Source organism: Pseudocoprococcus catus (assembly GCF_019734885.1).
GTDB classification, from domain to species: Bacteria; Bacillota; Clostridia; order Lachnospirales; family Lachnospiraceae; genus Coprococcus_A; species Coprococcus_A catus.
In genome coordinates this window covers 196447-222191 of the sequence record NZ_JAAXCM010000020.1, presented here as the reverse complement: position 1 = coordinate 222191, position 25745 = coordinate 196447, and the positions used below count along the sequence as shown (strand labels likewise).

Genomic DNA, 25745 nt, shown 5'->3' with positions numbered 1-25745 from the left:
TTTCTTCTAGCTCTTCTCAAATTAAGCTTCTGATGCTTCTGCCTGGTTCAAATAAATCCGCTTTGCAGACACATGTCTGTCCATCACCCAGACAAATGCCAGACAGATTACTGCTGCAATAACGCCGACCACCAATACTTTCATCCTGCTTTCAAAAGTATAATTCAGACACGCAAGCCCAAGAGACAGCAAATTGGCAGAAATATGTACAATCATCGGTGCCTTCAGCGAACCATACTTCTCATAAACATAAGCAAACAGTATCCCTGTGACAAAAGCATAGATTCCCTGAACAATATTGCCGTGAAAAGCAGCAAACAGAAGGGCTGAAATACCGATAGCCAGGTTCACGTTGCAGTACTGGCGAAGACGCATAAAGATCAGTCCCCTGTAGATTAGTTCCTCGCAAATAGGAATAATAACACCTATGCCAATGATCTGTGCAGCCAACGGCCCGGAAAACAACATCTGCTGTGACTGTTCAAAGCCTTCTGACATAGCCGCCAAATCCGAAACATTGATCAGCAGATTACCTGCCAGCGAAACAAATACCCCGATGGGGATCAGTATCAGCCACCATCCCGGCGCCGTACCCTTTCTGTCAAATACAAAACGCCGCTTCTTGTAGTCTTTAAAGTACATCCGAAGCAGGATCAGAATACTGAAAAACGCCGCTGCCGACTGCAGAACCATCGCATATTTAATCAGTTTATCCGACAACGCCGTCACAAAAGCATCCATATTGCTCTGAGAATAATCTCCGGCCATGGAAAAAGCCCAGTATCCCGCTGCTGCAATATCAATCAAGTAGCATATAGCCAGATAAATCAACTCCGGTGTGATCAGCCCCCATATCCTTCGAAACCAGCTCTCCTGTGTCATAACCCAAACTCCTTTATCTCAAGATCGAACCAATGCCCTCACGCATCTCTCATCTGTTATACACGATTCCTTCAGGTTATGCAACAGATTTTATTTTGTTTTATGCTTTTTTAAGATTTTTGTGCCTGTCTTAAAACGCTCATTCTGCGGATTCAGATATTTTGTCGCCAGAACAATCATCACTATAATAAAAATTGCCTGGAAAATCAAACTGATAAACAGCCAGTGACTGACGACAACATCAGCTGCCCCCAGCTCATGCAGAAAGTTCTCTACCAGACTCATCTCTCCAATTTGATGAAAAACAATCAATACATAGGTAACTGCCGGATTCAGAAGCCACAGATAAATGATACCGGCAACCGGATGTGACGCAGAAGCACTGGAGGCAGTATCCACCATACTGCTGTAGGCATAAGAAAGTTCACTTGTTGAAGATGTTATAAAATAATTGCCGTAAAAACCGCCGACAGCCATATTCAGCAGAACAACCAGCAGTCCCGTGCCTATTGTCAACGCAATGATCACGCCATAGGCTGATATGGAGGCATAAGTTGTTTTCTTAAAGCGGCATGAACAAAAAACTCCGATACTGCCGATAAATAAAATAAAAAATCCTACATAGGCCGCAGACTGATAAAGCACGCTCAGCTGCATACCGCCATACATGGAAGTAACAGCCAGAATCGGAACACTTGTAAACACCAGCAAAACAGCCGTACTGATGCAGGACAGCAGTTTTCCCATGACGATTTCCCCCACTGACATTCTCGATGACAGCAGAATATCCAGTGTCTGCCTTTCCCTTTCTCCTGCTATACTTCCTCCTGCCGCCGAGGGTACAAACAGACACAGCAGGACAACCTCTATTGTCAGGACCACCACATAAAGAAGCATCATGGAAGAATAGGGTTCTGATCCATTTCTGATATATCCCTGCCGAATAGAATACAGAACGCTCAAAGTCACAACGGATAATATGCTGTTAAAGATCACTGCCAGAACAGGTATCTGCATGGATCTGGCTGACATCTTCAGTTCATTTTTATAGACCGGATTCATATGCATGCTCTTTCACCTCCGGATCTGTAATACGCATAAACAATGTTTCCAGGCCGCTTTTGTCTCTCCCGAAAGAACAGACCGGAATACCCTCTGCTACCAGCTCATGAAGCAACATGACCTCATCTTCACGACCGCCTTTAAATACCGCCCGTATCTCATTCTCATTATAAGACAGCGTTTCGACCATCTCGTTCTTTCTGATCAGGGCGATGGCATCCTCTTGCCTGCCTGCAGTATGAATAACCAGGGGAGAAGCCGTAATCATATGATATTCAATTTCTTCCACACTGCCATCCATAACAGCTCTTCCTTCATCAATAATACAAATATCCGTACACATTTCCGAAAGTTCTGAAAGGATGTGTGAACTGATCATAACCGTTCTTCCCTGTTTTCGCAGCTGCCTGATAATTTCCTTAAACTCATATCTGGCTCTTGGATCCAGACCAGAAGCCGGTTCATCAAGAATCAGCAGCTTCGGATCATGGATCATGCATCTTGCCAGACACAGCCTTTGCTTCATACCTCTGGAAAGGCTGTCCACATAGGCCTCTTTCTTTTCTGTTAATTTTACCAGTGACAGCAACTGCTCTGTTTTTTCTTGTGTTTTTTCCCGGTCAAGACTATAAATGGATGCAAAAAAAGCCATATACTCTTTCACCTTGAGTTTATCATAAACACCAAAGAAATCCGGCATATACCCGATCATCTCTTTGTGTCTGCTGCCAATATCCATGCCATCTATAAGGATCTGTCCGCTGTCAGCTTTCAGCAGTCCGGCGATAATCCGCATTGTCGTTGTCTTGCCTGCTCCATTTGGACCAACAAAACCATAGATGGCACCATCATTGATCTTCATATTCAGATTTCTGAGCACCATATGATTGTCAAAAGCTTTGTAAAGATGTTTGATCTCAATCATTCTTTTCACCTCCTGACAGGGTAAATACAGGCATATAATGATCCTCATCCATATTCTCAAGCTGAACACGCACTTTAATGACATTATCCTTTGAGATATAGTCCTTCAGCTGCTCTGACGTCATCATGTCACTGTCTTCCATCACTATATCATACACACCGGTGGACAGATTATAAAAAGCCACATTCATCAAATCATCTTTGTTCAGCCACTTCATGTAAAGCATTCCCGTTACATCGCCGACAATATATCTGGCATTCAATGTATCCGAACCGTAAATGAGATAACTGAAGGGATCAAAATTATAGAGTTCTTCTTCATTCTCCGCCTCTTGCGGTTCAAGCATAACCTGGGACGACCATCCCTTTCCACTGTCTGCCACTTCAATTCCGGATTTGATCAATGCCAGACCGCAAACGGAAGAAATCTGGTCGTTATCCTGTACACCGATATCATAATCCATGGTAAAACCGCCCACCATATCTTCTTCCCGTGAAATATTAGAAGACAGGTTATCCATCATGCCGCTCATTACCGAGGAAACTGCAGCTGTATTGCCCGGATTGTCCATCTGCCATGTATCTAACTTGACACTGCGGCTTTTCAGTAACTGTACATTCTGCAGCTGATCCAGTGTCTTTGTCTCACCGGCCGCCAGATCACCGATCATAAAAATCAATCCTTTATGGATGACAAAGGCATTATGAAGATTCCATTTTGTTGTGTTGGTTACGGTTCCCGACAATGCACCTTTGTAGTAGAACATATCAGCACTGATACTGCCTTCCGTCTTCAATATTCTTGAATTTGAAAAATAATTTTTGTCGAAAGCACTTCTGCCCCTGACAAGCACGTCCGTTCTTGTATCAGAAACAGACATGGCCGTATTGTATTCTGCTTCACCCAGTTTTGTCTTCATACGTTGAAATCTTTCCTTCATTCCCGTCTGAAGCGGCAGATAATATTCATCACTGAGCAGCACCATGCGGCAATCTCCTTCAATACTCATCACCGACCTTTCCTTATCCGGACTTGTCAGCAGTATTTTGGTATTCTCTACCGTCGCCTCATCCGTGAGATCCACTGAGGAATAATAGCGTATAAAAGGTTCTGTATAGCGGGTTGAATTTCCTGCCATATAGATAATCACCGAAAATAAAATTGCTGTACATGGTATAACCAGCCACATATACTCTCTCTTATCTTTTTTCTTAAGGAACAGATAGACAGCCGGACCCATACATAAAATATAAATCAGCAGACAGAACACATAAACAGATACAGATGGCAGTTCACTGCCAGTATCATAATTGAGCATAGACGTTACATTCCAATAATTATCGGTATAATCACCGCCAAACAGTGCGTTAAAGCCCTCATCGCCAAATATATTTCTGACAGCTTTCAAAAAAAATGTACCGCTCCATTCCTCCGATGTATACACAAGAATCCTGCCTTTTCCCCAATCTGTCATATTCTCGTCATTCAGTGTCTTTGCGATCAAACGGTCATAAACGCTCTGTTCCGCCATCACATGACCGCCGTACATCACCCATTTTGAAATATATTCCCACTCACTCTTAGAAAGTGCTTTGTCCAATATCAGAAGGTTCACATTCATTTCCTGGATATTGTCCAATTCCTCTTCTGTCATCCTGCGGGACTTCATGGTCACATCACCACTGATAGAGGCCGTCTCATATTTGATCTTCGACTGATCGATCACCGTCATTTTCCGGGTATCATCGGTATAAATGCCTGCAGCAACTGTATAGTTATCATCCGACGCCGCCTGAAAATCTGTCATTGTCCGACAAAGCAGTTTACCATCTTCATCAAGGAAATCTACACGCAGCGGAATTCTATACGGTGTACCGTCATAGGAAACATTTGGAACTTTAAAATAAATTGGCTTTGTCTCTCCGCTTTTAAACTCAAGGGTTTTCCCGATGGCATTCACAGCATCCGTTTCACTGCCCTCAAACGCAAGTATTTTGATGGTACCGTCAAAATCTTCTCCATTGTTTGTTATCTGCATTCTGACGCTGCATGCCCATGTATTGTCTTCCGGAATAATATCATTTTCCACTTCAGAGCAGCTGACAGTAAATCTGTCATGATCCGCCTCAGTCTCATCTGCCAAAACATAAACAGCAGGAATAAGAATCATAAACAATGCAGCCAGCCAGATCAGTCTTTTTAATTGTTTTGTCATTATGCCACCTCATTCTGAGCCTTTTCCGCTGTCGGAAGAATAACTTCAAAAACAGTCCCGTCAAAGGAACTCTTCACAGAAATACTGCCGCCGTGACTTTCAACAATGCTTTTTGCAATAGCCAGTCCCAGCCCTATTCCCTCACTGGAGGGTTGTCTGGATGTGTCTATTTTGTAGAACTTTTCAAACAGAAACGGAAGATTCTCCGCCGGTATCACACTGCCATAATTGACAACCTGAATTCGGATCTGACTTTGCTCTGTCACGGTGCGCACTCTGATCATCTTGCCGTATCTGCCGTATTTGACTGCATTCCCGAGAAGGTTATCAAATACTCTCACCAGCTGTTCTCCGTCTGCCATAACCATGCAGCTGTCCGTATCCGTCTCCAGTACACACTCCAACTCGTTGTCTTTGAATGTCGGATAGAGTTCATCTACCTCCTGCTCAAGCAGCTTGATCAGGTCGATCTTCTCCATATGCATGGGCATACCGCCATAGCTGATCTTTGTAAAACTGAACAGTTCATTGATCAGTTTCTCAAGCTTTCTGGCTTTCTCCCATGTAATCTTCAGATACTCTGAACGCTGCGCTTCCGTCAGATCCGGCATATTATTGACAATGTCAATATAGCCGATAATAGATGTCAGCGGCGTACGAAGATCATGTGCCACATTGGTAATCAGCTCATTCTTTGTCTCCTCGGCCTCTTCCTCTTTCTTCTTCATCGTCTCAACCGTATCTGCCATCCGATTGATACTATCGGCAATGCAGGAAAATTCATCCTGATACCGGACATCAATTCTGTGGGAAAAATCCCCGTCTGCCATTTTAATTCTGTGGGAAAAATCCCCGTCTGCCATTTTACAGGCTCCCTGGAGAATAGTTGTAATATAACCCGTTACCTGGTGAGTCAGTGCAAAAAAGACCAGCAAAAAGACAACAAGAGCAAGGATGAACAAGATGATAATCAGCTGTACTTTGATACCTACCCCAAAAATTCTGTAAAAAATATTCGATTCACTCAGCATACTTTTAGTGGATGCCTGGATACGACTGTTGTTAAGCACATAGTTATTATTGCCTGCATGAATATTCATATTATTCAGGCCATAATCACTGACCAGTATGCGCGAACGGATACACAAAAACAATACGGCCAGATCCGTCAGTACCGCCGCCAGCAGGCTGATGCATGTATACATCATGACACGCATTCTGAAACTTTCTGTAAATTTAACCTTCAATCTTGTATCCCACTCCCCAGACTGTTTTGATCAGCTGCGGTGATCTCGGACTCTTCTCAACCTTTTCCCGCAATCTCCGCATATGTACCATAACTGTATTGTTGGCCTCATAAAGCTTCTCATTCCAGACATTCTCATAAATCTCATCTGTACTGAATACGCGGCCGGGATGACTGGCCAAAAGCTGCAGAATACTGAACTCAATAGGTGTCAGTACCACATCCCTGCCATCCACCGTTACCCGGTGTTTCTTCGTATCAATAACCACATCCTGTACTTCGATTGTATTGCTATCTGCCAACACCCCCGGATTCAATTCCAAATATCTTCTAAGCTGAGACTTCACTCTCGCCAGAAGTTCCATCGGATTAAACGGTTTGATCATATAATCATCCGCCCCTACACTTAACCCGAGAATCTTATCCACATCTGCTGATTTAGCACTCAGTATGATAATCGGAATATTTCTGCATTCCCGGATTCTCCGGCACATCTCAATGCCGTCGATCTTCGGCATCATCACATCGATAATTGCCAGTTTAATATCATGCTTCTGCAATAGTGCCAATCCATCCATGGCATTATATGCTTTATAGATAATATATCCGGTGCTTGACAGATATATCTCTACAAGATTCGCAATCTCTTTGTCGTCATCTACTACCAGAATTTCAATCTGTTCAGCCATTTATCTTTCCTCCGTTCTTAACGATTCTCTCATCTGTTTTTATTCTAGCACAGCCCCGCCTTTTAAGTCCTTACAAAAACCTTAACATACTCTGAAAGAAAAAAAGGCCGACAACAAAAAGGGCTGACGCTTCACTAATCTCTTAGTTAAAGCGACAGCTCCCTTCTGAAAATCATTGCATTGTAAGCCTGTCTATAAGCCGAGTTATGTGAATCCGGAAACCGGATACGATAATCATCTATCTAGCCCTGCTGTTGCCAGCAGGATCGAGCGACCTACCCTAAAACACGCCGGGCCGACGTATCGTTTTATATGCGGTCTTGCTTCCGAGTGGGGTTTACAGAGCCTCCTCTGTTACCAGAGAAGCGGTGAGCTCTTACCTCGCCTTTCCACCCTTACCTGACGAAGCAGGCGGTTTATTTCTGTTGCACTGGCCTTGGAGTTGCCTCCACCGGACGTTATCCGGCACTCTGCCCTAAGAAGCTCGGACTTTCCTCACCTGCGGTCTTTCGACGCTTGCAGCCGCGATTATCCGACAGACTTACGTTCCCTATCATATCATATTCATTTTCAAAAGTAAACACTTTTATCCGACGTTAAAACAGCTGCCGCCGATAAACTCTCTGAGAATAGAGTTGTTCGGCACATTCTCACTGCTCGCACCAAGGAAATATCCCAGGAACTTGATGAGATATTTGGCTGTCTCATATTCCGGCTGATCCTCTCTGACAGAAAACAGCAGCGGTTCTGCATACTGCTTCAGAATCGCCAGTTCATAAATCAGCACAGAATTAAACATCACATCGCAGTTTTCCTGATAAGGGAAGATATTCTCCTCCTCTCCGCGACGGACAGACTGCCACATGGAAATCGTCTTTGCCGCATTGGTACCGCGTTTGGCTGCATCCCTGACAATTCTTCGAAGAAGTCTTGCATCTGTTGTCGGTATACGGTTATGTTCGTCAATATTCAGCTGAGTCAGCGCACTGATATAAATCTTAAACTTATTGCTCTGATCAATAGAATAGGTCATGGCATCATTCAATGAATGAATACCTTCTATTACAAGCACATCCCGATCGCCGATCTTCATCTTCTCGCCGCTCATTTCACGTTTGCCTGTGACAAAATTAAAAACAGGCAGCTCTACTTCTTCACCCGCCAGAAGCCCATGCAGATCTTTATTCAGTTCTTTGATATCCAGTGCCTCAAGACATTCAAAATTCGGTTTTCCGTACTCATCAAGAGGTGTATCTTCCCGATTTACAAAATAATTATCTACAGGAATCGGGTGTGGTTTCAGTCCATGAGCCCGCAGCTGAATGGATAAACGATGTGAAAAAGTCGTTTTACCTGATGAAGAAGGACCGGCGATCAAGATGATCCTCTTGCCGCTTTCAATGATACTCTCCGCGATCTCCGCAATTTTCTTTTCCTGCAGTGCTTCCTGTACAAGCATCAATTCTGAAAAGCTGCCGTCTGCCAGGGCATTGTTGATATCTGCCACAGTACGCACACCAAGAAGTTCCCCCCATCTGGCGGACTGTTTCAGCACATTGAACAGTTTTTCCGGCGGTTCAAAGGCATCCACTGTCTCCGGTGATGCCGGTTCCGGCATCTGCAGTACAAATCCATCGTCATACAAGTATAAATCAAAATATCGGACATAAGAGGTATTTGGTGCCATATAGCCGTAAAAGTAGTCAACGGTATCTTCCAGAGTATAAACGTTGATCCTGGAACTGCGCCGATAATGGAACAGATTGACTTTATCGTACATTTTATGTTCCCGGAAGATTTCAATGGCCTCTCTTTTCGGCATTGATTTTTTGATAATCGGTATATTTTCTTTTTGAATTTCCTGCATACGCAGCTTCACACGATCCAAAAGCTCCTTTGTCAGTGACGTATCCGATATTAATTCGCAGTAGTATCCTCTGTCCAGAGAATACTGAACCGTCAGACGTTCAAAATTTTCTCTACCCATCACGTCCTGGAAAGCTTTCAGCATCATCATACTGGCCGTTCGTCGATAAGCTTCATTGCCGATGATCTCTCCGGTTGTAATAAACTCCACTGATACATCCTCATCAATTGTCTTCATCAATTCAGCCAGCTTACCGTCTACCCGGGCTAGAATAATATCATGCGGATAAGCCTTCTGAAAATCCCTGCTGATTGTTTCCAGTGTCAGTCCGGCTTCATATTCAAAAATTTTTTCTCTCACTTTTAAATGAATTTTTGGCATATTTGCATCCCCCCACTGTCAAAATTCTGTGTGTTTTCCTTTGTTCAGGATGGCAACGTCCTCCGGTCATTTATACAACAAAAAAAGGTGACTGGTTGCCATCTGTCACTGTCTCAATTTCCGGACAGTTTTCCTGCATCCACTGCTCCATAAAGGGCACAAAAATATGTTCCAGTCCATGATGCCCCGCATCGATCACACAAATTCCTTTTTCTACACAATCGATACCATAATGATGATCCACATCGCCTGTAATAAAGACCTGGCCGCCGGCTTCTAATACATCTCCGTCCATCCCTTTGCCGGATCCCGGACACATAGATACCCGTCGGATCTTTGTATCAGGTTTTCCGTAACATCTCACCTGAGGCAGATTAAATGCTTTTCTGACAAAGATGGCCAGATCGGCCAATGTCATCTCCTCTGTCAGATCACCGGTTGAGCCAATGCCCTTTAATCCGCTTTCTGTTTCTCTGACCATGGCAAGCGGCTGCTTATTTTGCAGTTTCAGTCTGTCTGCTGCCAGATCTGCCATCACTGCTGTATCAAAATTCGTATGCATGGCAAAATAATTGATTCTGTTCTCAATCATCATCATCAGGCGATGACCGATAAAATCCTCATCCCTGATAGATTTGACGGCAGAAAACAGAAGCGGATGATGTGTCAGAATCATATCACAGCCGCATCTGACAGCCCGGTCAACAGCCTCTCCATCCGCATCCAGTGCTATGTATACCTTATGGACTTCACGTTTTGCACTGCCCACAAGAAGTCCCGGATTATCCCAGCTCTCCGCATATTCAGGCGGTGCCAGTCTTTCTAATTTCTCAATCAGCTCTTTGCTCTGCATTCTCATCCACCATCCTTGCTATTGTATCATTTATCATCTGCAGCTCATGTAAAAGCTCCTGCTGCCGCTTGAGGCTCTTCTCGGAATCTTTGCTGTAAAGTGCTTCAAGTAGTTTTTCTTTGACATTCTTCTGCCCTGCAAGATATTTTGCCAATACCGGGCTCTTATCATCGATCAGGTGTCTGCCATATAAATCCTCCGCCTCTGTATAAGGCGATTCTTCTCCATGAACTACACGCATAACCGTATAGTACTTTCCCTCGTCAATCAACATTTTTTCCTGTACAATGCAGAAATGATGCTGATGCAGGAACTGACGGACTTTGTCCAGATCGGACTGCGGCTGCAGAACACACTCTTTGACCGTCTTCAGCACTTCCAGTCCCGCTTCCAGAATACGAACAGTAAGCAAGCCCCCCATTCCTGCAATGATCACTGTATCCGCCTCATTTGGTTCAAGTCTCTCCAAACCATCTGAGAGACGCGTCTCTATCCGGCCGCTGCAGCCAAACCGGACAATATTCTCTCCCGCTCTTGCCAACGGCCCTTTTCTCACATCCATGGCGATGGCGTGAAAGGCTTTGTTCTGTTCAATCAGATAAATCGGTACATATCCGTGATCCGTACCGACATCCGCCACTTTTCCTCCGGGAGTCACCATATCGGCCACCGCCTGCATTCGTATTGATAACTGCATATATTTCCTCCGCTTACTGATTCAGATAACCTTCAAGGCCCGCCGATTTGCCGGACTGGCGCAGCTTGCGCAGCGCTTTAGCCTCAATCTGTCTGATACGTTCACGAGTAACATTGAGTTCCTGACCCACTTCCTCAAGGGTATGCTCATGGCCGTCATCCAAGCCAAAACGCATCCTGAGAACCTTCTGTTCACGCTCATTTAATTTGTCCAGGACACTTCTGATATCATCTTTGAGCTGTCCGAATGCAGCTTCATCAGAAGGCAGCGGTGTATGCTCATCCTCAATAAAATCTGCCAGATGACTCTCCTCTTCACTTCCCACCGGTGTCTCCAGTGAGACTGTTTCCTGAGCCAGTTTCAGGATTTCACGCACCCTGCCGGCGTCCATATGCACATTCTCCGCAATTTCTTCCACTGAAGGATCTCTGCCAAGTTCCTGTGTCAGTGAACGCTGTGCCTTCGTAATCTTATTCATCGTCTCAACCATGTGTACAGGAATACGGATGGTTCTTGCCTGATCTGCAATAGAACGGGTAATTGCCTGGCGTATCCACCATGTAGCATAGGTACTGAATTTGTAACCCTTGGTATAATCATACTTCTCAACTGCTTTGATCAGTCCGACATTGCCCTCCTGGATCAAATCCAGAAACTGCATGCCGCGTCCCACATAACGCTTGGCTATGCTGACAACAAGACGAAGATTTGCTTCTGCCATCTTTTTGGCAGCTTTCTTGCTTCCTGCCTTCATCTCTTTGGCCAGTTCAATCTCCTCTTCCTGTGTCAGAAGCGGAATATTCCCGATCTCCTTCAGATACATACGGACAGGATCATTCGTTCCGATTCCCTCAGGGACAGAAATATCATTCGGGTCAATATCTTCCTCCACCTCATCCAGCATTCTCCGATCCGGCTCATCATTGCTTCGATCCACAAAAATACCATTTGATTCCAGATAATCATATATCTTCTCTATCTGATCCTCTGTCAGCGGCATATGACCGAAAAAGTCACTGATCATATCCGGTGTCAGCTCCTGCTCCTTCTCTTTTGCAAAAGGAACCAATTCTTTTAATTTATCCATAAAAAGTGCCATATTTTCGTCCATTTGTTTTCCTCCGGGCATATTGTTAGTAGTTTTCCATTATTAAAGAGAAATATACAGCTTCTGAAGCTTTGCTTTCTCCTGGATGATTTTCTGAAGATCCGAAATCTCCCTGACGCTTCTGCTCTTCAGTTCCAGACTGTTTTTCTTGATCCGCTTCACCGTTTCATTCAACGCCTTCTCACGAATGGCAGGGTCATCATCTGTCTTGAGCTTTGTATTGAACAGCGACGCTGCTGTTTTCTGTTCCTCCACATCTTCAAACTGATTCAATATTCTGGCAGGGGTCACCTGACCGGTTACCTTTAATTCCTCAAAGACAAGTGTTGCTGCTTTGTGATAAAGCGGATCTTCAAAATCATCCTCATCAATATAATCTTTGATTTTATCATAAAGCGACGGATCTTCAATCAGCCATGTCAGAAACAGTTTTTGAGCAGTCAGTACGCTGTTTTCCTTCTCAGCACGCTTCTTCACAGGCATCTCTTCCTGCTCCTGCTGCTGATAAATAGCTTCTTCCACCTGTTCTCTGCTCATAGATGCACCGAAACTGTTCACCATCCGCTTCAGTTCCTCCGATGCAATGCCGTAACGTCCGGCAATGGCGTCAATATAAATGTTTCGCTCCAGTTCCTGCGGAAATTGCAGCAATCTCCTTGCCATCGCTTTCATAAAAGAAGCTCTGCCTTCCGGATCCGACTGTTTATAATTTTTCTCCAATACGGAGATTTCAAACATAAAACTGCTCTCCGCTGCATCAATTCTTTCCTGAAAGGCCTCTGTCCCAAGATTTTTGATAAATTCATCCGGATCTTTATAGGGGTTCATATGGATCACCCGCACATTGATACCGGCAGATTTCAGGATCGGAATCGCTCTGAGGGCCGCTTTCTGTCCTGCACCATCACTGTCATAGGCCAGACGGACTTCCTGAGTATACCGTTTCAGCAAAACACTGTGCTGCATGGTAAAGGCCGTACCAAGAGAAGCCACCGCATTGGTGAAACCTGCCTGATGCATAGCGATCACATCCATATATCCTTCACAGATAATCATATATGACTTTCTGGATGTTCTGGCATAATTCAGCCCATAGAGATTTCTGCTCTTATCAAAAAGCATGGTTTCCGGTGAATTCAGATACTTCGGTGTTCCGTCACCCATGACTCGCCCGCCAAAACCGATCACTTTATTGTTCACATCCATGATCGGGAACATGACACGATTCCAGAACTTGTCATGAGCACCATGTTTTTCATCATAAGTGAGCAGTCCCGTCTCCTTCAGAATCTGATCCGAATATCCCTTCTTTTTCAGATACAGATAAAGATCGTTGCTGTATTTGCTGGCATATCCCAGTCCAAAATGGATCTGCGTCTCCTTGGACAGCTTTCTATTCTCCAGGTATTCTCTGGCCTGCTGTCCCTGTTCATTATTCAATTGATAATAAAAATAGTTGGCTGCTGTTTTGTTGATCTCCAACAGCAGCTGCCGTTTATTTCTTTCCCTTTTCTGTTCTTCTGTCAGTTCCGCTTCCGGAAGTGCGATTCCCGCTCTGTCTGCCAGTACTTTCATAGCCTCCGGAAACGTCTGATTTTCATATTCCATAATAAAGGTAAATACATTGCCCCCGGCTCCGCAGCCAAAACAATAATACATTTGTTTATTGGGGCTGACGGAAAACGACGGCGACTTCTCATTGTGGAACGGGCAGAGGCCAAAGTAAGAACTGCCCTTTTTCTGAAGCCGTACATAACTGCCAATCACATCCACGATATTATTGCTGCTTCTGACTTCTTCTATTACTTCATCAGGATAATACATCCCTGTCACATCCTTCTAGTAAATCTTCCATGCCTTTGGAATATAAAGTGCCTCATAGGTTTCTATTGTGTACTGATCTGTCATTCCCGACAAATAGTCACACACCGCCCGTTCCTTCGAACAGCGCCCCTCTGCAATAAGCCTTCTGTATTCTTCCGGCATCTGTTCTGTATATTTCATATAATGCCCATAGAGTTCTCTCAGCACATTCTGTGCCTTTGTCTCCTGATTCTTGGCTTTCGGATTATTGTATACATGTTCAAACATATATCGACGCATACCAAGCATCGCATCCTCCACATGCTCCGACATCAGAATATCCGGCCTGTTCATGCTGTTGTCGATTACATCATGAATCAGCGTATTGAGCCTTTCCTTGGAATCATGCCCGAGAATATCCGTATACTTCACCGGCAATTCTTCCTCAATGATGATCTTCCCGCGAATCGCATCATCTATATCATGATTAATATAAGCAATTTTGTCTGAAAGTCTCACAATTTTGCCTTCCAGTGTCTTTGGCATTCTCGACGTGGAATGATTCATCATCCCATCCCTGACCTCTTTTGTCAGATTCAGTCCCAATCCATTCTTCTCCAGAACTTCCACGACACGGACACTTTGTATGTAATGTCTGAACCCCTCCGGACAAATTTCATTCAATACAGCTTCTCCGGCGTGTCCAAAAGGGGCATGCCCCAGATCATGGCCCAGGGCAATTGCCTCCGTCAGGTCTTCGTTAAGCCTCAGCGCCCTTGCAATCGTTCTCGCTGTTTGTGATACTTCCAGTGTATGCGTCAGTCTTGTTCTGTAATGGTCACCTCTCGGTGCCAGAAACACCTGTGTTTTGTGCTTCATCCGTCTGAATGCTTTCGAATGAAGAATCCGGTCTCTGTCACGCTGATACTCGGGACGGATATCACATTTATCTTCCTGACGATCCCTTCCCATGGTCTCACTGCTCTTTGACGCATATGGGCTCAGATAACTCTGCTCCCATGCCTCTCTCTCCTCACGAATATTCATTGCCGGTTCCCCCTTTTCGAAAAGTCGTCAATTCACAGCTTTCAAATAACTCTTTAATACCTTCAGATGTGCCGTTGAAACAGGCAGTTTCTCTATCTCTTCCAGGGTGTAAAAATCTGTTCTGTTCCCAAATGATCGCTCCCCGGCAACTTCACCGCCATAGACATGCATCCGCCACTCCCTGTGTGTAAAAACGTGCTTTATATCGCTGACATACTCCGTCAGGCGTATTCTCACACCATATTGGTCATAAAAAAGCTGCTCAAACTCCGATGGTGTGTCACAGCTGTACTGTGCAAAACCGTATAAATTCTGCAGCAGGCCGTTTTCATTCGGTATCATAAAATATCGGTCACTCTCTCTGATGACCACTGTCATATACTCCAAAATACTCTTGTTGATCTTCTTGTTGTTGACCGGAAGACGTCCCACTGTTCCAGCCAATCTGGCCTGACACAATGAAGCGATGGGACAGGCTTCACAGACCGGTTTGGCAGGTGTACAGATCATGGCTCCAAGATCCATCATTCCCTGATTAAAGTCCGAAGGATCCGCATAACGGATCATGGCATCCATTACCTCTCCAAAAGCATTCTTTGTCTTCTGAAGGGCAATATTGTCCTCCCTGTTCAGTAAACGCGAAACAATTCTCAGTGTATTGCCGTCCACAACACCTTTTGGAATGCCGAATGCAATGCTTGCGATGGCACTGGCCGTGTACATGCCGACACCCTTTAACTTCAGCAATTCTTCATACGTATCCGGAAACCTGCCGGCATAATCCCTGACAACCGTCTCGGCCGCTTCTTTCAGATGGGAAGCTCTCCTGTAATATCCAAGCCCCTCCCACAATTTAAAAACACGCTGCTCCTCCGCCTCGGCCAAATCCGCTGCCGTCGGCAATTCATTGATAAAGCGTTCATAATAAGGCTTCACTGTCTCTACCTGCGTCTGCTGCAGCATAATCTCACTGACCCATATGGCATATGGATCCTTCGTCCGGCGCCATGGAAGATCGCGCCCATGGCTCCGATACCAGGCTGTCACATTCTGCGCTGCCTCTTTATATCCTTCTTCTGTCATAACAGCCCCCTTTAACTCATATATCTTCTGTCTGTTTTATCAGAACAAGGCAGCTCTGATATTCAAAACTGCCCTGCCCTACACTATGCTGATCACCTGAAGTTCAAGATCCATTTACGAATCCGCGGGTAGATTTTCAGTCTGCTTCACAGACATACAGCATTCCTACCCCTGTACAGAACCTCTCATTGAAAGAAGCTTTGCCTTTAAATCGCCTTCGATCTTCTGAAGTTCAACTTCAGCTGCCTGACGCTTTGCTCTTCCGTCTCTCTGGATCTGAAGCACTTCATCCAATGTACTGATCAGCTGTTCATTTGTCGTCTGTAATGTTTCTATATCCACAATACCTCTTTCAGATTCCCTGGCCACATTCACAGATGCTGTCTTCAATCGCTCTGCATTCTTCTTCAGCATCTCGTTGGTGAAATCCGATACTTCCCGCTGAACCTTTGCAGCCTGCTCTGAATGTGCAATTCCCAGTGCGATCACCATCTGGCTCTTCCACAAGGGAATCGTATTCACAATGGTTGACTGTATCTTGTCAGACATCATCGTATCATTGTTCTGCACAAGACGAATCTGAGGTGCCATCTGCATAGCGATGGTTCGCGTCAGTTCAAGATCATGCAGCTTCTTTTCAAAACGATTCGCCAATGCAGTCAGATCACTGACAGCCTGTGCATCTTCAGGTAGACCTGATGCCTGTGCCTTCGCTGCCAGTGCAGGGATATCCACATGCTCAACCTGATATAACTTCTTCTTCCCGGCAAGAATATACATTGTCAGCTCTTTGTAATAGGTCATATTCAGTTCATACAGCTGATCCAATGTCGCAACATCTTTCATTAACAGAACCTGATGCTGTTCAAGAGCCTCCACGATATGGTTCACATTCGTCTCTGCCTTCTGGTACTTCGTCTTCATGGTTGTCAGCTTATCCACATTTTTCCTGAAAAATCCGAAGAGACCTTTCTCTTCTTCTCCTGCATCAAAATTCTTTAATTCTGTGACAACACCTGTGATCATATCCCCCACTTCACCGAGGTCTTTTGTTCTCACGTTCTCCAGTGCCTTCTCCGAAAAACCGGCCACCTTCTGCTGTGCACCTGCACCATACTGCATCACCTGTGTGGAATTGGCAATATCAATCTTCGCGGCAAAATCCTCAACCATCTTCTTCTCTTCATCGCTGAGCATACTGTCATCAAAAGCCTGAACAGTTTCAGTCACCTGTTTCTTCTGTTCCCGGGCCGGCGGCTGCATTTCCTCTATAAATGGTTCAAATGTCAATGTCGGTGTCTCATCTAATTTAATCTCACTCATCTGCGCTCACTCCCTGATTCTGTATCAAATGGATTCTTTGTCAACCCTTCCTGTGCCAGCATCGTTTCAAGAACTGTGATATCTGACTTGATATCCATGGCTGCATCCTCAAAAAAACTGTCTAAAAGCTTTTCATAGGCCAGATTGATGGTATCCAGCGTCTTCTCTATCTCCGCCTTTGACTGTTGGATATTCTCTCCTGCTGCAGGCTGCGTATCCAGTTCCTGATAAGTCTGCACGAGTTTCAGTGTTGTCGGCATATAATATTGCATAAACTTGCGAAGCTTCGGCAGCTGTTCCGGCTTCTGCTTCAGCACTTCAAATATCTTCCTGATCAGTGTTTCCAGTCTGTATAGCTTCTCGGATATCTCTTCTCCCGGTATCGCATCATTGGCTCTTCGGACGGCTTCGATATAGCGATTGCCCTCTTCAATAGCCCGGATGAGATCCTGATTCTCAATGCCTTCTGATGAAAAAATGCTTTTGTCTGCGCTCTGACGCGCCTGTTCCTCAAGTCTTCGCTGTCTGTAAGCCTCCTGTGTCTCAAGATACTGCCTGTAAGTCGTATCATCAAGCATCAGACAGGTATTCTGTATATCCAGATGTCCATTGGTAAAAGCCCGGTTCTCGATCAGTCTCTGGAGATCTCTCACAACAACCTTCTCACTCTTTCCCACCGCGGATGCCAGCTCCTTCACCTGACAATACGTCCTCTCTCCGATCGTTCTCGTATATCTCCTAAATCTTCTCACCCGTCTGCTGAGGGAAATTCCCTTTGCCAATACCAGTGCTGAAGCAACTGTAAACGGAATTGTAAGGGACAAAGTAATATGTCCGAGCATAACAGCAGCAGGGACCGCACTCTGCACAGCAGCCATCACAATGGATGTAATGCCAAATATGCCTGTAAACATACCGCCTAATGCAGTGCAGAGAGGCCCTGTCACTGTGCCCGGCGGATTCTTCACATACCTGGTCATCCCACGCTCGCCGGTCTTCTTCTCTGTACCGTAATGATATCTCACATTTGAAGTGCTGCTGACCTTTGATCTGGTTCCCGCAGGCGGCTGTATATTCAATTCTTCAAAAACGGACTGTATAGAACCTGTGATATTCTTATTCAACTGTTCAAAGTCCATGGAATTGATGGCGTCTTCCACCATCGACTGAATTCTTTCGCCCATTCCGGGATTATCCTTCTCTGGCATATCTGCTTTTCCTCCGTCATTTTATGCCTTTCATTATATCGCATTTGACAGTAAAAAGAAAGAAGTATTTAGTACTTCAAACACATGTTTTGTTTTTGTTCACAAAAACTTTACCTGCAATTTATGCTCTGCTGATAGCAGTATTTACATTTCTCCGATATACTGCATAATAACAACAGGTCATATCTGACAACCGGAATTCATCAGATCTGGTCTGCTGAAAATCTTTTTCATATACCTTCCTCTTCTTAAGCACATAGTGATATGTGCTTAGATTTTTATTACACTGCGATCAGGCTTATTTTCTATCAAAAAAGGTACAGTCCCGAAAAACTGTACCTTTTGTTTATTTCCTATATTCGTATATACTCTATACTGCCATAAACAGATAGATAACCGTGATAATCATACCGATGCCAAACATCAGTAAACTGAATGACACACTTGCCACAATAATCTTGTTGGCATCTTTGATCACTCTCTCTTTTTCTGCAAAACGAAGAATATAGTCTCGCTTCAGCGGATGTTTCTTGTAAATCGTCTTGTTCAGCCACAAAGCGATTTTATTGCAGAAACCACCCAACCAGAAGGAAAGTCTGTAACCCTTCGGCGGATTTTTGCCTCCGTGGAGCTGACGGTGTGTTGTCTTTCTTGCCAGCAGGATCAGTCCGTCCATCATAAAATCCATACATCTGCAGATAAACGCTGCCACATTCGGCAAAATAATCATGATCACCGGATAGTAGATCAGTTCCAGCAGGTCAAGACGTTCCGGCCAGCGATTCATATAAATTACTGTACCTGTCTTCATCTTCACCATCATCCATCCACGGATGATCACAACATAAATCAATGCACCGATCACGATGGAATAAAGACCGCCCTTTAAATTAACCAGTGAAAAATAGTGAACGGCATGATGAGGTGAAACACCGAACATAAAGCCCTGTCCCATATCCGCCAGTTTGTCCAGCGTTCTTGTCGGAAATACGCCGAGGATCGGCAGGATTGTCGCTGTCACCGCAAGAACAGCTGCTGTCACCTTATTGCAGTAATGTGTCTTTGCTTCATACTGCTTCTGGATCTCCGGATCGCTGTTTTCCTCCACAAAAAGTACAACAAACAATTTGGTCATATAAGCCACTGTCATGGCACCCGTGACAATGAAAAGCCATTCAATCACCTTAAACAGAACCGCCGCATCCACGCCTGAAGCAAAAGCAAAGGTTGCTGCACCGTGTCCTTCCTTCAGCAGTTCAATATATTCCACAATACTCTCATGGATCAATGTTTTGCTGACATAACCGTTAAAAAGCGGGATACCGCCGATACCCAGTGAACCCATCAGAAACGTATAGAGCAGCAATGGCTTCTTACGTCCGAAACCTCTGATATCATTGAGATTCAGTTTATGCAGATTCATCACAACCACGCCGGCTGCCATAAAAAGCACCAGCTTTAAGTTGGAATGGTTAAACATATGCAGCATGGTACCCCTGACTGCCAGAGCATTCTCTTCCCCGAGAAGTCCCTGCATACCGATACCCACAAAGATAAAACCAAGCTGTGACATGGACGAACATGCCAGCGTTCTCTTAAGATCCAGAGAAAAAATAGCCAGAATACCGCCTAACATCATTGTAATCACGCCAAACAGCAGAATGACCATTCCCCAGTATCCGTTGTGTAAAAAGATACGGGATGAAATTACAATAACACCAAAGATACCTGTTTTGGTAATAATACCGGACAATAACGCACTGGCCGGCGCCGGTGCCACCGGATGAGCCATCGGCAGCCATATATGAAGCGGATACATACCCGCTTTGGCACCAAAGCCGAAGAGAATACAGCCGCCTGCAATATAGAGCCATCTGGCATTCTCCGGGAAAATTTCTTCACAGACCGGAAGCAGCGCATCTAACTGCAGTGTTCCCGCCGCATGGTACAGCATCAAAAGGCCCATGAGGGTAACCATACCGCCGATTACGGCAACTGCAAGATAAACAGCGCCTGCATACATCGTCTCCTTCTTCTCATCATGGATCACGCAGACATAGGAAGCCAGCGACATGATTTCAAAGAAAACAAATGTTGTAAACAGATCATCTGACAGGAACACGCCCATGGTGGCACCAAATGTCACCAGAAGGAAGAAGTAATATCTGTTTCTGTTCCTTGCGTGGGCAAGATATTCTTTTGAAAAAATAGTGGTCATCATCCACATAAAGGCTGTCACTGAAGCAAAGATGATTCTGAAACCGTCCAGTTTAAAGGACAGTCCCATCCCACAGATCTCAGGAACATACAATGATACCGGCTGCCCTTCTTTGTAGGTCAGGAAAAAATACACCATTGTCAGAAAAGCCAGTATTGTCACAGCGTCTGCAAAATAATCCCTGGCAGATTTATTCACCCGCCCGATCAGATAGCCTATGACTGCTGCTGCCATGGGACCGACAACTAATAATAATAAAATCGGATTACCAATCATTTTCTGTCCCTCCTGTTAATAAATGCCAGTAGCAATTTTTTGGATGAAATCGAGCATCGGCTGTGCATAGAAGCCAATCACGACAGTTAATACGGAAAAGATAATCAAAGGCCCTTTCATCAGCCAGTTCGGATCCTTAAAATCTTCCACCAGATCCTTATGATAACCCACATGCGGGAACCAGGCACGGACAATGATCGTCAACATATAAATACCTGTCATAAGGCCTGAATAAAGCAGAACGAGCACGCTGATATAACCAAGCATAGACTCATGTTCCAGCAATGCATGGACAATATTCCATTTACTCACAAATCCTGCAAACAACGGCATACCCATCAGCGACAGACCGGATATAAACAACGCCACAAATGTTACCGGCATCTCAAATCCAAGACCATCCAGCTCATAGATATAATTCTTCTCTGTCTGATGCATAACGGCACCTGCACAGAAGAAAGCACTGATCTTCATGATTGCATGAACAACCATATGACTGAGACCTGCAATCAATCCTAACGGAGACATAGTGGCCACCGCCAGAAGAATATAAGAAAGATTACTGATCGTTGAATAAGCCAGTCGTCTCTTGAAATGTGTCTCTCTGACACCCAGTGTGGAACCATAGGTAATCGTGATCAGTGCTGCAATCAGCACGACAATCTGTGCCCATGTTCCATGCAGTGTCTCTGCTCCAAAACAATAATACGTCAGTCTCATAATAGCGAACGCACCGGATTTAACCACTGCCACCGCATGCAGCAGCGCCGTTACAGGTGTCGGTGCTACAGAAGCTGCCGGCAGCCAGCCATGGAATGGGAAAATGGCCGCCTTGACACCAAATCCGAAGAATCCGAATACATACACCAGCAATGCAATATCCATATGATTGCTGATAGCTGCAAGATTCAGATTACCGCCAAGGACGAAGGCGATGTCATTGCAGAACAGTGAATAAAAGACAATGGCAATAAAGGCAAAGGCCGTACCGCCAATCATGTAATACAGATACTGTCTGGTTGCCTTTCTGGCCTCTCTCGTCATCGTATGGATAACCAGAGGCAGTGTGACCATTGTCAGACATTCATAAAACAAATACATGGTAATGATATTGCCTGCAAAGGCAACACCCAGTGTCACACCATAAGTGATGGTATAAAACGCCATAAATGTATTGACACGTTCTTCATGCTTCATATACTCAAAGGCATACAAAGAAGCCAGAGGCCAGAGACAGGCCACCAGACCCGCAAAGAACATTGCCAGTCCATCTACATTTAATGTCAGCGGAAGACGTGCTCCCAGCGAAAACATATAAAAACTTTCAGACGGACGGTGTGTCAGCAGCCATAAGACAAGCAGTGTATTGATGACAACAATAATCTCAATACAGATATTTCTCTTTCTGGCATCCTCAATCGGGAAAACCAGCAGCAGAACACCTGCGATCACAGGCAGCAGAATCGGTACAAGTATAAAATAAGATGGCATACTTCTTCTCCTCCCTTAAAGTACTGATGCAGCGATATCTGCAAACATTTTCATCAGACCGCCAGGCCAGATACCAAGGATCACTGCCAGGGCAGTCATCACGATCATTGGCATCAGCATACGCCATGTCGGTTCATGGTTAACAAGTTTCGCATAGTTGTAATCTTCTCCCGGAAGAAAGGCCTTGATAGAGATCGTCAGCAGATAACCGGCAGTTAACAGTGCACTAATCAGCAATACAATCGGTCCGATCCATGAAAGCCCCAGGATACCTGAATCAAGCGCACCCGAAATCAGATACCATTTGCTGACAAAAGCACTTGTAGGCGGAATACCAATCAATGTCAGCGACACAAGAGTAAAGCACCACATCGTCACAGGCATCTCCTTGCCGATGCCTACAAGCTGGCGTGCTTTTGTTTTGCCTGTTTTGCAGATAATCGCACCAGCAGACACAAAGAGTGTATTCTTAACCAGTGAATGGAAGATCACATGCATAAGAGCACCTACAAATGCCACCGGCTGCATCACAGAAAGGCCAAATAAAATATAAGATACCTGACTGACTGTCGAGTAAGCCAGACGTTTCTTCAGTATCTTCTCCTTATAGGCCATCATAGAGCCCATAAAGATTGTCAGAACAGACAGGATGATCCATGTATACTGAACCCATGTGCCTTTGATCATATCCGGACCGGCTACATAATAAACGGATCGGATAATGCCCAGCACACCGGCCTTTGTAATGACACCGGATAAAACTGCACTGGCCGGAGCCGGAGCTACCGGATGGGCTGTCGGCAGCCATCCGTGCATTGGGAACATACCTGCTTTCGTGCCGAAGCCCACAATCATCAAAAATACCGCAAACAGCATGATGCCCGGCGGATTAGCCTCATTGATAATGCCTCCCGGTGAAAAATACAGTACTCTTCCTTCTGCATTGAACAGGAAGAATCCGAAAAGTACCATAAAGGCACCTGCCACGGAATAAAAGAGATATTTCAGACCCGCCATGATGGCCTCATGGCTCAGATTGTGCATGACAAGCGGCATAGATGTCAATGTCATCAATTCATAGAACACATACATCGTCAGCAGATTACCTGAAAAAGCAAGCGCCGATAAAACACCGCCTACAACCAGATAGAAACAATAAAATCTCTGCTCATTCTTTTCATGAGCCATATATTCAAAGGATGCAATGCCAACCATCAGCCATACAAAAGCCGTCAGCACCGAGAAAATCTTTGAAAGTATATCCACATGAAAGAACACATGAAGTCCCTCTGCAATAAAGAACGGACTCAGTGTCAGCGTATCTTCCGGCTGAAGTGCGATCCAGCCGATACTGGCCAGATCAACAATGAGAATTGTAAGAATATACAGCTGCATATGCTCTCTCTTCCCAAACTTGAGAAACATCAGCAGTACGCCTGCAAATATTGGCAGAAGTACCGGAAAAACTAAAAAATAATTATTAATATCCATTTTTTCCTCCTTATCAGCCAAACATTGCAAGACCGGCTTCGATGGCTTTGATCACAGGCTGGGAAGCCACACCAAGTCCGATATTTAATAAGATCAATCCAACAATTGCTGCTTTTTCTATTTTGGATTTCTCAACCGTATATTCTTTGTGAACCTCCGCAGACACAGGTCTGTATAGTGTCAGCACCGTACGCATAAAGTACATGGTATTCAACACCGTACTGACAGCCAGCACCACCCATGCTGTGATCATCTTATTGCCTGCTGTTGTCGCCGCAGATGCAAATAAATATTTGGAGATAAATCCTGTCAGCAGCGGCATACCGATCATAGAAAGTGAACCCACTGTAAAGGCCACACCTGCGATCTTATTGCGAAGTCCTGCACCTCTTAAGGACAGATAATCAGAACGTCCGTCGGATACTTCTGTCAGACCGGAAATACTCAGGAACAGCAGTGACTTCATAACACCATGAGAAATAATATGGAAAACTGCCGCAACAACCCCTGCGGTTGTACCGAGCCCGAGACCCATGTAAATATATCCGATCTGTGCAACGGAAGAATAGGCTGTCATTCTTCGAATGTTGCGTTCCTTGATCGCTGCCACAGAACCCATAATCATTCCGATGACACCAAATGCAAACAGGATATTGACCATGTGACTGCTGATAATTGAATCAAATCCAAGTACTCTGTAAAAAATCTTGATCAGCAGAAAAATATACCCTTTGGATACAAGTGATGACAAAATCGCACTGGCTGATGGCGTTGTATAACCGTAAGCATCCGGAATCCATGTATGGAAAGGATACAGACCGCTCTTAATTCCAAGTCCCACTGTTACCAGAATGATAATGACCATCAACGGCACTTGATAACTGTGCTCGGCAATAATCTGTTCCAGTACTACTTTGGCAGGAGACATCAGGAGATGTCCGGTAATACTGTAAAGTAATGTCAGGCCGATCAGGAACATCCCTGATCCCACAAGACTCATGATCATATATCTCAGTGCCGATACATAAGTTCTGCCCTGTTTTTTGATCATAATCAGACCACAGGCTGCAATTGTATTGATTTCGATAAATACATAAGCCGTAAAAAGGTCGTTGGTATAGATCAGCGCCAGCAGAGAAGCCATCAGCAGATCCAGTAAAATATAGAAAAGATTCTTCTTGGAATCCTGCACCTCTCTGTCGATATGTGCCATACCGCCGAAAACGGATAGCATCATGATCAGACTGAAAAAGACTGCCATCAGTGCCTCCAGTTCACCAATACGGATCTCATTGCCCCATGGTGCCGGAAAATGCCCCATCATAAAGGTGTAGCTCTCACCGGTTCCTGCCACAAAGGAAAGGGTTGCCAGGGAAAGTATCAGCACTGCCGTAACCATGGCCACGTGAATGTATTTTGCAATTCTGCCGTTCATTACAAAAGAAATAATTGCCGAGAACATGGACAAAATAATGCAGAAAAACGGAAAATTCTGGACAAATTCCATTTAGTCTTCCTCCTTTCTGAGCTTCATCATAATCTCATCGATATTCAGGGTATGATATTCTCTGTAGAGACAGACCGTCAACGCCATCATCAAGGCACTGACACTGACAGATACAACGATACCTGTAAGCACCAGACCCGCCGGTACGGGGTTGATATAATGACTGGCATCCAAAATACCATCAACGACAATCGGTGCTGTTCTGCCCTCTATATATCCCTTTGCTGCAAGAAAAAGATAGACAGCTGCATCCATGATATCAAGTCCAATAATCTTCTTGAGCAGATTCGGTTGGAAAACAAGATTACTCATACCGATAACAAATAGAAGAACCGCAACGATTTCTTCATAATTGGTGGCAAATGAGCCCATA

20 protein-coding genes and 1 other RNA gene are annotated in these 25745 nt (G+C 44.7%); all 21 read right to left on the bottom strand.

Translation table 11 applies throughout. From position 1 onward, the window contains the following. Positions 1-21: 21 nt before the first annotated feature. The 21 genes from HED67_RS03000 to HED67_RS02900 all read right to left on the bottom strand — a co-directional run bounded on the left by HED67_RS03000 (position 22) and on the right by HED67_RS02900 (position 25744). Entirely contained in the window at positions 22-882 is an 861-nt protein-coding gene (locus HED67_RS03000) for a CPBP family intramembrane glutamic endopeptidase (RefSeq protein ID WP_221717476.1), read from the bottom strand. A gap of 90 nt (positions 883-972) precedes the next feature. Further along, positions 973-1950, bottom strand: a complete 978-nt coding sequence (locus HED67_RS02995) for an ABC transporter permease (RefSeq protein ID WP_221717475.1) — start codon at positions 1948-1950, stop codon at positions 973-975. Then, positions 1928-2869: an ABC transporter ATP-binding protein gene (locus tag HED67_RS02990; protein ID WP_221717474.1), complete on the bottom strand. Its 942-nt coding sequence runs from the start codon at positions 2867-2869 to the stop codon at positions 1928-1930. Before HED67_RS02990 ends, HED67_RS02995 begins: the two co-directional genes overlap by 23 nt. Continuing rightward, positions 2862-5084 (bottom strand): hypothetical protein, encoded by a 2223-nt coding sequence (locus tag HED67_RS02985; protein ID WP_221717473.1) that lies wholly within the window; start codon positions 5082-5084, stop codon positions 2862-2864. Before HED67_RS02985 ends, HED67_RS02990 begins: the two co-directional genes overlap by 8 nt. Continuing rightward, positions 5084-6331 (bottom strand): HAMP domain-containing sensor histidine kinase, encoded by a 1248-nt coding sequence (locus HED67_RS02980; protein WP_221717472.1) that lies wholly within the window; start codon positions 6329-6331, stop codon positions 5084-5086. The genes HED67_RS02985 and HED67_RS02980 overlap by 1 nt, the downstream gene beginning before the upstream one ends. Next, positions 6321-7019, bottom strand: a complete 699-nt coding sequence (locus HED67_RS02975) for a response regulator transcription factor (protein WP_178438188.1) — start codon at positions 7017-7019, stop codon at positions 6321-6323. The genes HED67_RS02980 and HED67_RS02975 overlap by 11 nt, the downstream gene beginning before the upstream one ends. A 179-nt stretch (positions 7020-7198) precedes the next feature. Then, positions 7199-7563, bottom strand: an RNA gene (gene rnpB / locus HED67_RS02970) — RNase P RNA component class A. Between the two features lie 42 nt (positions 7564-7605). Further along, on the bottom strand, positions 7606-9267 hold the full coding sequence (locus tag HED67_RS02965) for a nucleoside kinase (protein WP_221717471.1): 1662 nt from the start codon (positions 9265-9267) through the stop codon (positions 7606-7608). A gap of 70 nt (positions 9268-9337) precedes the next feature. Further along, positions 9338-10120 (bottom strand): Nif3-like dinuclear metal center hexameric protein, encoded by a 783-nt coding sequence (locus HED67_RS02960; RefSeq protein ID WP_221717470.1) that lies wholly within the window; start codon positions 10118-10120, stop codon positions 9338-9340. Further along, a complete protein-coding gene (locus tag HED67_RS02955) occupies positions 10098-10817 on the bottom strand; it encodes a tRNA (adenine(22)-N(1))-methyltransferase (protein ID WP_178438177.1) in 720 nt (239 codons plus the stop codon). The genes HED67_RS02960 and HED67_RS02955 overlap by 23 nt, the downstream gene beginning before the upstream one ends. Positions 10818-10830: 13 nt before the next feature. Continuing rightward, the gene (gene rpoD / locus HED67_RS02950) at positions 10831-11928 is read right to left on the bottom strand and encodes an RNA polymerase sigma factor RpoD (protein ID WP_178438175.1); all 1098 of its coding nucleotides are present in this window, start codon (positions 11926-11928) and stop codon (positions 10831-10833) included. A gap of 39 nt (positions 11929-11967) precedes the next feature. Then, entirely contained in the window at positions 11968-13749 is a 1782-nt protein-coding gene (gene dnaG / locus HED67_RS02945; RefSeq protein ID WP_178438173.1) for a DNA primase, read from the bottom strand. A 15-nt stretch (positions 13750-13764) separates the two neighbouring features. Continuing rightward, positions 13765-14775 (bottom strand): deoxyguanosinetriphosphate triphosphohydrolase, encoded by a 1011-nt coding sequence (locus HED67_RS02940; protein ID WP_215632740.1) that lies wholly within the window; start codon positions 14773-14775, stop codon positions 13765-13767. 27 nt (positions 14776-14802) lie between these two features. After that, complete coding sequence (gene mutY / locus HED67_RS02935; RefSeq protein WP_221717469.1) at positions 14803-15858, bottom strand: A/G-specific adenine glycosylase; 1056 nt, start codon at positions 15856-15858, stop codon at positions 14803-14805. 165 nt (positions 15859-16023) lie between these two features. After that, entirely contained in the window at positions 16024-17181 is a 1158-nt protein-coding gene (locus HED67_RS02930; protein WP_221717468.1) for a toxic anion resistance protein, read from the bottom strand. Continuing rightward, complete coding sequence (locus HED67_RS02925; RefSeq protein ID WP_221717467.1) at positions 17178-18389, bottom strand: 5-bromo-4-chloroindolyl phosphate hydrolysis family protein; 1212 nt, start codon at positions 18387-18389, stop codon at positions 17178-17180. The genes HED67_RS02930 and HED67_RS02925 overlap by 4 nt, the downstream gene beginning before the upstream one ends. A 370-nt stretch (positions 18390-18759) precedes the next feature. Next, complete coding sequence (locus tag HED67_RS02920; RefSeq protein WP_221717466.1) at positions 18760-20883, bottom strand: complex I subunit 5 family protein; 2124 nt, start codon at positions 20881-20883, stop codon at positions 18760-18762. A 15-nt stretch (positions 20884-20898) separates the two neighbouring features. After that, entirely contained in the window at positions 20899-22374 is a 1476-nt protein-coding gene (locus HED67_RS02915) for a complex I subunit 5 family protein (protein WP_221717465.1), read from the bottom strand. Between the two features lie 15 nt (positions 22375-22389). Further along, positions 22390-23865, bottom strand: a complete 1476-nt coding sequence (locus HED67_RS02910) for a complex I subunit 5 family protein (RefSeq protein WP_221717464.1) — start codon at positions 23863-23865, stop codon at positions 22390-22392. Positions 23866-23878: 13 nt separating this feature from the next. Next, positions 23879-25372 carry a complex I subunit 5 family protein gene (locus HED67_RS02905; protein ID WP_221717463.1) on the bottom strand — a complete coding sequence of 498 codons (1494 nt, stop codon included), beginning with the start codon at positions 25370-25372 and terminating at the stop codon, positions 23879-23881. After that, a complete protein-coding gene (locus HED67_RS02900; RefSeq protein ID WP_178438156.1) occupies positions 25373-25744 on the bottom strand; it encodes a sodium:proton antiporter in 372 nt (123 codons plus the stop codon). Position 25745: the final 1 nt, after the last annotated feature.